At 29.6% G+C, this 12,329-nt stretch carries 9 protein-coding genes and 1 tRNA gene; 9 read left to right on the forward strand and 1 reads right to left on the reverse strand.

What is annotated here, in order from left to right:
• Nucleotides 1–1,007: 1,007 nt before the first annotated feature.
• Nucleotides 1,008–2,969, reverse strand: a complete 1,962-nt coding sequence (locus ACZ5QM_RS01910; protein ID WP_464183269.1) for a hypothetical protein — start codon at nt 2,967–2,969, stop codon at nt 1,008–1,010.
• A 169-nt stretch (nt 2,970–3,138) separates the two neighbouring features.
• Here ACZ5QM_RS01910 and ACZ5QM_RS01915 point away from each other — a divergent pair, with 169 nt between their 5' ends.
• The 9 genes from ACZ5QM_RS01915 to ACZ5QM_RS01955 all read left to right on the forward strand — a co-directional run bounded on the left by ACZ5QM_RS01915 (nt 3,139) and on the right by ACZ5QM_RS01955 (nt 12,132).
• The gene (locus ACZ5QM_RS01915; RefSeq protein ID WP_464183270.1) at nt 3,139–3,804 is read left to right on the forward strand and encodes a succinate dehydrogenase/fumarate reductase cytochrome b subunit; all 666 of its coding nucleotides are present in this window, start codon (nt 3,139–3,141) and stop codon (nt 3,802–3,804) included.
• Nucleotides 3,801–5,744, forward strand: a complete 1,944-nt coding sequence (locus tag ACZ5QM_RS01920; RefSeq protein ID WP_464183271.1) for a fumarate reductase/succinate dehydrogenase flavoprotein subunit — start codon at nt 3,801–3,803, stop codon at nt 5,742–5,744. The genes ACZ5QM_RS01915 and ACZ5QM_RS01920 overlap by 4 nt, the downstream gene beginning before the upstream one ends.
• 68 nt (nt 5,745–5,812) lie before the next feature.
• Nucleotides 5,813–6,568 carry a succinate dehydrogenase/fumarate reductase iron-sulfur subunit gene (locus ACZ5QM_RS01925; RefSeq protein WP_464183272.1) on the forward strand — a complete coding sequence of 252 codons (756 nt, stop codon included), beginning with the start codon at nt 5,813–5,815 and terminating at the stop codon, nt 6,566–6,568.
• A 21-nt stretch (nt 6,569–6,589) separates the two neighbouring features.
• A tRNA-Leu gene (locus ACZ5QM_RS01930) sits at nt 6,590–6,674 on the forward strand.
• Between the two features lie 1,068 nt (nt 6,675–7,742).
• On the forward strand, nt 7,743–7,901 hold the full coding sequence (locus ACZ5QM_RS01935; RefSeq protein ID WP_464183274.1) for a hypothetical protein: 159 nt from the start codon (nt 7,743–7,745) through the stop codon (nt 7,899–7,901).
• A gap of 954 nt (nt 7,902–8,855) precedes the next feature.
• Nucleotides 8,856–9,455: a bifunctional phosphoribosyl-AMP cyclohydrolase/phosphoribosyl-ATP diphosphatase HisIE gene (gene hisIE, locus ACZ5QM_RS01940; protein WP_464183275.1), complete on the forward strand. Its 600-nt coding sequence runs from the start codon at nt 8,856–8,858 to the stop codon at nt 9,453–9,455.
• A 6-nt stretch (nt 9,456–9,461) separates the two neighbouring features.
• A complete protein-coding gene (locus ACZ5QM_RS01945; RefSeq protein ID WP_464183276.1) occupies nt 9,462–10,154 on the forward strand; it encodes a cell division ATP-binding protein FtsE in 693 nt (230 codons plus the stop codon).
• The gene (gene lysA, locus ACZ5QM_RS01950) at nt 10,151–11,296 is read left to right on the forward strand and encodes a diaminopimelate decarboxylase (RefSeq protein WP_464183278.1); all 1,146 of its coding nucleotides are present in this window, start codon (nt 10,151–10,153) and stop codon (nt 11,294–11,296) included. The genes ACZ5QM_RS01945 and lysA overlap by 4 nt, the downstream gene beginning before the upstream one ends.
• A 116-nt stretch (nt 11,297–11,412) precedes the next feature.
• Nucleotides 11,413–12,132 (forward strand): hypothetical protein, encoded by a 720-nt coding sequence (locus ACZ5QM_RS01955; RefSeq protein WP_464183279.1) that lies wholly within the window; start codon nt 11,413–11,415, stop codon nt 12,130–12,132.
• Nucleotides 12,133–12,329 lie beyond the last annotated feature (197 nt).

A 12,329-nucleotide genomic window follows, 5' to 3' on the forward strand; every position in this document is an offset into this window, starting at 1 on the left:
TTAATAAGGGTTTTTTATCATATTTTCTATACTTTGAAAAAATCGATTAGTTAAAAAAAGGGAATTGTATGAGGGTATAAGATTTTTTAATAGTCCTATTACAGTATGTAATAGAAGATGTACTCTGATGAGTTTTGGTTGTGAAGAAAAGTAAGTAATGTGGATTTTGACTAAATCTAGAGATTTACAATCACAAAGGGCAAAATATTATTTTGTCCTTTGTGATTGTGTCAGATACGTACTGTGTAAGAATTATTATCTAGCAAAGAATTGTTCATTGATAGAAAAAATAGTACAGACAATAAATGCTAATTTTATTGATTAAAATCAGATGTATGGTTGATATAATTAATGTAATGATCAGAGGAAATAGATTAATCTCCTTTAATTAGTTCAAACAATTATGAAAAAATTGCTATTAACAGGAGCAGTTTTATTTATTCGTATTTACAGTAAAAATTGATAGCTTTTTATGTCCCTTAAGAGACATAATGTAGGGGTTTGGAAAAAAATTGAAGAATCTCCTAATGTTATACAAACTACTGATATCTCTAATAAATCGAAGTTTTATTGTCATGTTTGTGATTTTTCCTATTTTAAAATGTATCAAGGAGATTGAAATTATCTCCCAAGCATCATGTATGAAAGAGAAAATTAATGTTACTTCTTCTTCTGATTAAGAAAGTTATTTCTTTCATTTTTAAAACAAATGATGAAGTAATACTTGGTTTGAGAAAACCAAAGGAAGCACTTGCTTGTAGCATATACAAAAAACAAGGGAATTACTTTTTGTATATGCTACAAGCAGTAGACATGAAAGTATTTTCTTTTTTTCTTATATCAATAAACTCGAGTGATTTGGATACAATTCGCCTTCTATGATGGAGGTTTTAACATAACGAGAGGCATTATTTCTTAGAAAATTTGGATTGCAAATTTCGAATTTAGATAAACCATACTCTATACTGATGAACAAATTCTTTTATTCCACAAATATAATTAATTAATTAATATTCATTTACTGCTTTTTTTAATGCCTTTAACAAAGGTATTACTGATACGGTATTACCGGTAGCTTCCATCATCCATTGATTTGGAGTTAAATGTCCAATACGGAAAATACGATCTATTTCTTCAGCAAAAAATTTTCCTTGTAAATATTGCTCTAGTTGAAATTCAATTATTTGTCCATAAGCATAAGCTGATAAATATAGAGGATTACTTATCATGTGTGAATATATTGCTAATATGGTTTGGTCTTGTAATTTGAATACTGGTGCAAAATATTTATTCCAAACTTCTTTCGATAATCGTATTGTTTCATTTTTTAATTCTTCTGTTGTTGCATTAGGATGAGCGTATATCCATTTCCAAATTGATATGTCAAGCATGGATACACCACTTATCTCGTATAAAGTCCATGCTTTATCAAATAAAGCTAAAGTTTTTCTTGAAGGATCATTTTCTATTTCTTTGAAACTTAATAATTCTAAGTCACGTTTTTGAAAAATAAAAGCCAAAGCCTCAGTAAAAGCAGTGTTTGGAACACCAGCCAGCAAATAATAATCTACATCGTAAAGAGAAAGTGTTTGTTCTACATTGTGGCCTAATTCATGAATAGCTGTATTATATCCTTTATAATCCATTCCTTTCTCACAAATGGGGGTACGCAAATATGATCTTTGTCCTTTCATTGCAGTTCCCCAAGCATGTCCAGAACCGCGAGCAGCACTAACAGTAATTTTTTTACTCAGATAATTTGCTCGTTCTGGATTAAACCCCAATTTCTTTAAGATAATATGTATCTTTTTTTCAAAAGATTTTGCATTAGGATATAGACGACTTGTCTTTTTGCTTAATGTATTTTCACCTACATTGCTACGATATTTAAATCCATCATACCAGATGTCAAATCCTTCTAATTTTCTGTTTAATCGTTTGGATATAATTTGTCCAATTATGTGTAAATCAGGAGAAGAAAGATAATGGTGAAAGAGTTTTTCTGTATCTTCTACTGAAATTTCCATTTCATCTAAAAAATGACGTTCTATATAAGTATTACTTGTGTATTCATCAATTGCTCGTAGTGCTTTAAAATTATGCATAAATATTTCATAACGAGTAGTTTTTTCAACGTTTCCTTTTTTAATTTTTCCATTTTTATAAATAATATTATCGAATGGATCCCAATGATAATCATTGGACTGAATAGCTTCCATTGGAATTTCTTGTGAGACAATACGTTTCATTACTTCATAAATTGTTTTTTGTTTTTCCAAAGCTTTTTCCCCTTGGTTGTAATTAGCTTTTATTTCATCCCTTAATCCCCAGTGTGACAGCAAAATTTGGTCTTTAGGAAACAATTTTTTTCCATTTTTAAGTAATTGTCCTACGTAGATGCGGTAGCCAGATATATACATATCCGCTTTTCTAAAAACCGTTGCGCATGCTTGTTGAATGGTAGCAGGAATACGAAAAGTAAATATATCACCCATACGCATATATGCCCATAACAAACGATCTTTCCCTAACTGTTCTTTTTCATTTAATTTCATTCTTGGAAAGTTTAAAATAATAAGAAAAGCGACCTTATTTGTGTATAAATCTTCAGATAGATGTGCTTCTGGAGTATAAGAAGCAAACAATTCATCAATATTTTCTAGCGATCCTGTATCTTCATGAATATGGCGTTGCAAATGGAACGATATTTCGTTAAAGTGACCATTGATAGCTTCTAAATATTCACTTATTTTAGTAAAAATCTCTTCTTTTTTCTTTGAATCGCTATAATAGTGTTTTTCACAGAATTGTATAAACTCTTTATTTTTTCCATCGGATATTTTCCAAAGTTTAGCTACTTGTCTAACTCCCCGTTCTATTAGTATTTTATTTTTTTTATCAGTTGCGAAAAGTGTTTCAAGAACTTTTTTTATACTTGTTTCCCGAATAATATGCGAACACATGCTCATAATTTTATATTTAAACAATTTTTTTTCATGTTACGGATGATATTGCAAAGGTATTATGATAGGGCAAATAAAGAAATAAAATATTTGATAGTGCTAAAAAATGCTTACTTTCGAAGTAAGTATTTCAATTATAATTAAAACAACTTAGTATAAAAATATAGAAAAAAGTATGTATTGGCTATTATCTTCTTCTGTTGGTAGAAAATTTGTTATGAGCGTTTCTGGTATTTTTCTTATTTTATTTTTACTTTTTCATATGTCTGTGAATTTAGTTTTGGTTTTTTCTACTGAAACTTATGATAAGATATGTGAAACACTTGGAGCTAATTGGTATGCAGTGTTAGTAACATTTATTTTAGCTGGAGGATTTGGTATCCATATCATATATGGGGCTTTTCTTACTTTTCAAAATATGAAAGCAAGAGGAACAGATAAGTATAAAATACCGATTGGAACAAAGACTGAATGGACAGCGCAAAATATGTTTGTTTTAGGTCTTGTTATCATTTTAGGATTGATTCTTCATTTACGGAATTTTTGGTATAAAATGCAATTTTCAGATTTTTTTCATCTAAAAAATGCTATTAAAGGGGGATCACAATTGGTTATTGGTCTTTTTTCCAATCCAATATTTTCTTTTATTTATATCTTGTGGTTGGTATCACTTTGGTTTCATTTGACGCATGGTATTTGGAGTGCCTTTCAATCTTTAGGTTTGAATAATGAATTATGGTTTTCTCGTTTAAAGCTTATTTCTAATATTATTGCAACGATTATTATGATTGGTTTTGCTATTGTTCCAATTTATTTCACCCTTTATGCATTAATTAAATGATACGATTAGAAGCAAAAATTCCGGAAGGTTCTTTGGATAAAAAATGGACTAGTTATAAGAATTATCAAAAATTAGTAAGTCCTTCTAATAAACGTCGTTTAGATATTATTGTTGTAGGAACTGGTTTGGCTGGAGCTTCAGCTGCCTCTTCTCTTGGAGAACTAGGGTTCAATGTGTTAATTTTTTGTATTCAAGACTCTCCCCGTCGGGCTCATTCTATTGCTGCACAGGGAGGTATTAATGCAGCTAAAAATTATCAAAATGACGGAGATTCGATTTATCGTTTATTTTATGATACAATTAAGGGAGGTGATTATCGTGCTAGAGAAGCTAATGTTTATCGTTTAGTAGAAGTCTCTAATAATATTATTGACCAATGCGTAGCACAAGGGGTACCATTTGCTCGTGAATATGGAGGGTTATTGGATAATCGTTCTTTTGGTGGAGCACAAGTTTCTCGTACATTTTATTCAAAAGGACAAACTGGTCAGCAACTATTATTGGGAGCTTACTCTGCGTTGAGTCGTCAGATACGTAAAGGAAGTGTAAAAATGTATACTCGGTATGAGATGTTGGATTTGGTTGTCGTAGATGGTCGTGCTCGAGGTATTATTGCTCGTAATTTGATTACAGGAAAAATAGAACGTTTTTCATCTCATGCTGTAGTGATTGGTTCTGGTGGTTATGGAAATACTTTTTTCCTTTCTACTAACGCTATGAATTCAAATGTTTCAGCTGCAATGCAATGTTATCGAAAGGGAGCTTTATTCGCTAATCCTGCTTTTGTTCAAATTCATCCGACTTGTATTCCAGTTCATGGGGAATTTCAGTCTAAACTAACATTGATGTCTGAATCTTTGCGTAATGATGGCCGCATTTGGGTTCCGAAAAACTTAGAAGATGTAAAATCTATTCGTGAAGATAGATTAGATCCGATTCATATAGCAGAAGAAGAGAGAGATTATTATTTAGAAAGGAGATATCCAGCTTTTGGGAATCTTGTTCCACGTGATGTAGCTTCTCGTGCAACGAAAGAAAGATGTGATGCAGGTTACGGAGTAGGTAATACTGGATTAGCTGTTTATTTGGATTTTTCGGATGCTATTAATCGTTTTGGATTAAAAACGGTAGAAACTCGCTATGGCAATTTGTTTCAGATGTATGAAAAAATTGTTGATAAAAATCCATATAAAACGCCTATGATGATTTATCCAGCTATTCATTATACAATGGGTGGTTTGTGGATTGATTATGAATTGATGACAACTATTCAGGGATGCTTTGCTATTGGCGAAGTGAATTTTTCCGATCATGGAGCCAATAGGTTAGGAGCTTCTGCCTTGATGCAAGGACTTGCCGATGGTTATTTTGTACTTCCTTATACTATTCAAAATTATCTTGCTGATCAAATTTGTGTTCCTCATTTTAGTACGGATTTACCTGAGTTTATAGAAGCTGAAAAAGCAATAGAAGATAAAATTGCTACATTAATGAGCATTAAAGGAGATCGGACAGTGGATTCCTTTCATAAAGATTTAGGTCATATTATGTGGGAATATGTAGGGATGGATCGTACCAAAGAATCATTAAATACAGCTTTAAATAAGTTAAAAGATTTGAGAAAAGAATTTTGGTCTAATGTATTTGTTCCGGGAGAACCTAACACATTAAATTTAGAATTAGAAAAAGCCTTACGTGTGGCCGATTTTTTTGAAATAGGTGAATTGATGGCATTAGATGCTTTAAATCGGGAGGAATCATGTGGTGGTCATTTTCGAAAAGAATATCAAACTTTGGAGGGAGAAGCTTTGCGTGATGATGAAAATTATGCTTATGTTTCTTGTTGGGAATACAAAGGAGAATATAAAAAACCTTCTCTTGTTAAAGAACCACTTGACTATGAATTTGTAGTTCGAAAACAAAGAAATTATAAGATATAATTGAAAATTAAATTTGGTGATAAATAGTATATCATATATATATGATATATAGTTTAATAAATTGTTTTATGGATAAAAATATAAATATAAACGTGAAAGTTTGGAGACAGAAGGGCTCAAAAGCAAAAGGTTTTTTTGAGACTTATAGGTTAAATGGTATTTCTGGAAGTACCTCATTTTTGGAAATGTTAGATATTTTGAACGAACAATTAGTGGAAGATAACAAAGAACCTATAGCTTTTGATAATGATTGCCGTGAAGGTATTTGTGGTATGTGTTCGTTGTATATTGATGGCCATCCTCATGGTCCAGATAATTTAATTACTACTTGTCAATTGCATATGCGTCATTTTAATGATGAGGTAACGATTACGGTTGAACCGTGGCGATCAGCAGCTTTTCCTATTATACGTGACTTAATGGTAGATAGAAATGCTTTTGATAAAATTATACAAGCGGGAGGATATGTATCAGTGAATACAGGAGGAGTTCCGGATGCTAATACTATACCAATATCTAAAGTTGATTCGGACGAAGCAATGAATGCAGCCTCATGTATTGGATGTGGAGCTTGCGTTGCTGCATGTAAAAATGGTTCAGCAATGTTATTTATATCAGCTAAAGTGAGCCAATTAGCTTTATTACCTCAAGGTAAATTGGAAGCTAAAGCACGTGCTAAAGCAATGATTGCTAAAATGGATGAGCTGGGTTTTGGAAATTGTACCAATACAAGGGCTTGTGAATTGGAATGTCCAAAAGGTATTTCTATTACTCACATTGCTCGTTTAAATAGAGAATTTTTAAAGGCTAAGTTAAGTAATTAAGATTGGAACGTTGTCTCTTCGGCTCGGATGGTGGAATAGGTAGACACGCAAGACTTAAAATCTTGTGACCATTGTGGTTGTGCGGGTTCAAGTCCCGCTCCGAGTACTGTTTTTGTTATTAACGGTAAGTCTAAATAATAAAAAAATTGCTATTTGGTAATTGCTGATTGTTTTAGATTTAAATTGATTTATTAGGTTACATACAAACTTCTTAGTTTTTTACCTTGTCATAGCTTATACAAAGCTATTATTTTGATAAATAAAGCTATATTTTGATAAATATCCTTAGAAAGTTGATTGATGAGATAAGAGCTTCAGTGTTTATGAATTTATAAATCCTTTATTAAGGGTATTTAATTGTCAAGACACTCAATATCTTTTATTGAAAAATAGGAGAACAAATGATAGTTATGCTGACTCTTCATGGAAGAGAGTAAATTTCTTCGGAGAATTGATATAGTATGGATTTTTGGAATATTAGCTCGAAGTATGGAAAAAAAATTAGAATAATCAAGTATAGTGTAAATTATTGGGTGGATACTAACCTGAGTAGTTATAAAAATATAGTAGAAAACAGTGATGATATCTTGTTGTTGGTTATGTAATTCGTTTTGTCAGTATTTAGAATATCTGACATACATATTCGTTTTTTTGATCTAAAGCTGATAAATAACATTATCATTAAGAACTTCAAAATAGGGATTTGACGGATTTGTAAGTTTTGAATTGGAAAAGTTTCCTGTTGTATTCCTAATCTGTTGATGCAATTTGATACTAATAAAGTAACTATTCATATACCAAATAGTTTTAAAACTATTTGGTATATGAATGTTTTAGTATGTGTAGTTATGTGATACATCTGGAAATCTTGAGATTTTGTAGTAAAAAAAGACATCTCAAGATTTAAAATCAGTTAATTTACCTCTCAATTATTTAATTTCTATGTTCTTTTTGTATTTTAAATGCAACTTATATTTTTTACGAAAAATACAACAATTAATTTATACTATCATTTTTCATGAAACTAGTTTAAATATTTGTGAATTAGTTTTTGTTGCAAAAATCTGTAGATTATTATACTGATTTGAGATTAATATTTTTTTAGTTTAAACTAAAAAAATATTTCTAAGTATGTATCGTTAATTTTTAAGTTAACTTTCGATATTAATCCAGTTTGAAGGCATATTTGGACTATGAGAAGCGAGTTATTGTTTATTTGGAAGGTATTAATGATGCTTTCCTATTAATTATTGACTTGGCAGGAGACTTTTTAGGATGGATTTGTACAGTTATTTTTAAGCTAACTGGCTTTGTTGAGGATCTTATTCCCTGATTGAAATGTAGTAGGATGTAGTTTTGTCTTGCCTATATAGTAGGATATAATAATCTTGATATATTTGAGAGATTGATAAAATATTTGTATAAAATCTTTTAGTTAGTTGAATATGTGTTGGGATATGCGATGGATGCCAGATGTTATTAAAAATTGCTGATTAAATTTCTCTGAAATTCAATTTAAATATAGTAGTAGGATAGTGTACACTTGTTTACATGAAGATTTATTGTGGACAAAAGAAATTTAATCGTAATTTTTCACTCTTTTTCAACTTTCCAATTATTACATGATGATGTAGTTAGTGATAATTAACGTGTTGCTTTTTTATTGTTTATTTGATGATTCAATACAAAAAATAAACTGATTATCTATTGTTTAGAAAGATAAAAAGGATTAAACTGTAAAAGTTGAAAGACTCCTGGGTGCAGTTACATTTATGTTTGTCAGTCTTTTTATTTTAAAAAAGCATTCCTTTTTTGTTTTTATGAATTCGTTTGGTATAAAAAATACCACTTATCAGTCTTTTAAGTTGCAATTCAGAATACTTTTCAGAAGTTTTTGTTCTTATATTTTTTTAATAAAAATGAGATAAGTATTATGTTTTGTATTTTTTTAATTTATTTTTTTTGATTTCTTGCTTTTCCATGATTAGAATATGTTCGAAATTTTTCTAAATAGGAAAAAATAATACTACTTGGAGAACTATTAACACAAATTTAAATGACATTACTTACAGTCAGTTTGGAATATTGTATAATGTGAGAGTTTTTTATAAAAATACCAAGCAAAATAGGTAACAATACAATATTCATGATAAGATTTACATTAAAAAGAGAAATTCTATAGAACTATTTAGGATTATTTAATATTTCTTATATTTGTCTATATAGAATATTATTTTCAATTATTGAAAATTTAAAGTTAAGTTGAGAAAAATTATTATAGAAGAGTATGAAACTGAATTTTGAAAAACTAGGTGGATTAATTCCAGCTATTATACAAGATAACGAGACAAATAAAGTATTAATGCTTGGTTTTATGAATGAAGATGCTTATCGACGAACAATAGAAATAGGCAGAGTAACATTTTTTAGCCGTACAAAAAAATGTCTTTGGATGAAGGGAGAAACCAGTGGCAATACTTTACAAGTTGTTAATATAAAATCTGATTGTGATAATGATACCTTGTTGATAAAAGTTATCCCTGCAGGTGTTGTCTGCCATACAGGTAGTGATACTTGTTTTGGAGAAAAAAATGAGGAAGATATTTTATTTTTGAAAGTCTTACAAGATTTTATTGAAAATCGTTATTTGGAAATGCCTAAAAAGTCTTATACTACTTCACTTTTTAATAAAGGTATAAATCGTATATCGCAAAAAGTAGGAGAAGAAGCGGTGGAAGCAGTGATTGAAGCAACTAATGGAACAAATGAGGGTCTCATTTATGAATCCTCTGATTTGATATATCATCTTATTGTTTTATTAACAAGTAAAAAATTACGGATTGAGAGTTTGGCGAAAGAATTGAAAAAGCGATATAATAAAAAATAGCCTAATATGAGTGGGGTATTAATTCACTATAAAAATGTTGAAGTTAATCATGGAGGAGATATTATTCTTCGAAATGTAAATTTTAAGCAGCAAAAGGGAGAATTTATTTATCTAATAGGTAAAGTAGGTTCGGGTAAAAGTTCCTTTCTGAAAACTTTATATTGTGATTTACCTATCAATAAAGGTAAAGCATTTATTTATAATTATGATTTGAGAAAAATCAAAAAAAAACAAATTTCAGTATTGAGAAAGAGAATTGGGATTATTTTTCAAGATTTCCAATTATTGATAGATCGTTCTGTGAACGATAATTTGAAATTTGTACTAGAAGCTACTGAATTGGAAAATAAAAGAATGATAAATAATCGTATTCAAGAAATTTTGAATCTGGTAGAAATGGGGAATAAAGGGTTTAAAATGCCTCATGAATTATCAGTAGGTGAACAGAAACGAATTATGATTGCTCGGGCTTTATTAAATTTTCCAGAAATAATTCTTGCAGATGAACCAACTGGTAATTTGGATAAAGAATCTTGTAGGAAAACTGTTCGGTTATTACAAAATATTAGTAACAATGGAACAGCTGTAATAATGGCTACCAATAATTATCAATTGATTCGGGAATTTCCATCTAAAATAAAAAAATGTGAATATGGGAAATTTTTTGATTATCAATTATCTGAAATAATTGAACAATGAAAGCACTTTCGATAGAAAAATTTGAAAATCTACAAACTCCATTTTATTTTTATGATACAGAACTCTTAAAAAGAACATTGCGGACTGCTGTTACGGAAGCTAAAAATTATAACTATAATATTTATTATGCAGTTAAAGCTAATGTAAATCCTCGAATACTTTCTATTATCTATGAAATGGGATTAGGTGCTGATTGTGTTAGTGGAGGGGAAATAAAATCAGTTCTAGATGCTGGTTTTTCTTCTAGCAAAATTGTTTTTGCTGGAGTTGGGAAAGCAGATTGGGAAATCAATCTTGGGTTGGAAAGAAATATTTTTTGTTTTAATGTAGAATCTATTTCTGAATTAACAGTGATAAATCATTTAGCCTGTTCGAAAAATAAAATAGCAAAAGTTGCTCTGCGTATCAATCCCGAGATAGATGCTCATACACATCACTATATTACGACTGGAATAAGAGAAAATAAATTCGGAATTAATTTAGATCAATTGGATAAAGTTTTGGATATGATTGGTACATTATCTTCTATTCAATTAACTGGAATTCACTTTCATATTGGTTCTCAAATTATGGATTTAACCCCTTTTAGGTTGCTTTGTGAACAAGCTAACAAATTACAAGAAAAATTTTTGAAAAAAAATATATTTTTAGAACATGTTAATTTTGGAGGAGGTTTGGGAATTGATTACGAAAAACCTAATGAGCATCCAATACCAATTTTTCAAGAATATTTTAATGTATTTCATACACATTTTTGTGCTTTGAATAATCAACAGGTTCATTTTGAATTAGGACGTTCTATTGTTGGACAATGCGGGAACTTGGTTTCCAAAGTATTATACGTTAAAGAAGGAAGCAAAAGAAAGTTTGTTATTTTGGATGCTGGGTTTACAGAATTAATTCGTCCTGCTTTTTATGAGTCATATCATACTATTGAAAATTTAGGTTTAGAAAAGACTACTGAAATATATGATGTAGTGGGGCCAATATGTGAATCCTCTGATTGTTTTGCCAAACAGAGAGCTTTAAAAAAGGCTCACAGAGGAGACATTGTAGTTATTCGCTCGGTTGGAGCTTATGGAGAAACTATGGCTTCCCAGTATAATTGTCGAAAATTGCCTAAATCCTATTTTTCAGATTAGTAATATTTTTTGTTTTATTTACTTTTTAAGGACTTATTATTCTTAAATTCTAACTTGTAAAAGTATATTTTTATATTTGTGAAAAAAATTAGAGTTTAGTAGTAATTGCCTAAAAAATGGAAAAAAATAATATTAATGCTTTTGAAGAAATTCAGCAATCCTTAAATGATTTGCATGGGAAAATACACATTTTAGAAGCTACTGTTCCTATAGAACAGCAAAAGGCGTTCTTTAGTTATGCTGAAGTAGTAAAAAATAACAAAGACAAAGGAATTGTTGAGGAATATATAGAAATGATTAACTCGGAGGCAATTTCTATAGAGGACAAAAGGTATGCTATAGTTTTTCTTTCTGTTTCGGCAGATGTTAAAGCGTTTAGGGCATTAGAAAAATATAATCAAAATCCGCAAAAAGAATTGAGTGATTGGGCAGCGTTGGCTTTATTACAGGCAAGAATGATACTTGAAAATGAACTTTCTGAAGAAAAACAAATTTTTGTCTCTACTGGGTTAGGAGGAAAAGGAGATAAATTTCGATTCTTTGCTTTTTTTAAATCTAAAGGTTTGAAGCCTTTTTCTGATTATCAACGAAATTTGATTGAAAAAGAAATAGCTTTTTTTATTCATAAACATAATGGTGAGATAGAAAAAATGGAAATAGAAAGTAATTATTTTACGTTATTACTTTTGTCCAATTTCGAGGCAATTCGAAATACTATAGGTAGTGCTGTTGAAGAGTGTAATAGATATGGTGGATTTATCAGCTCTAATTTTGTAGTTACTAACATGGAGATATTTGATAAAGAGAGTATACAAAAAGAATTAGAGAAAGAATAAGAAAAACTTTTTTATAATAAAAGACTTTTTTTGATAGAGTAAAGAAGATTATTTGATAAATACTTCCTTTACGTATAGTAATTAAAATTGTTATATTTAGTAAAATTCAATTACTGGTTAATAAAAAATTTTCAGATAACTATTGAAAATAAAATTGATTACAAGTAAAAAAATCTAAATTGTTTGAATTATTTAAA

This window comes from Azobacteroides sp. (SeqCode) (genome assembly GCF_055395615.1).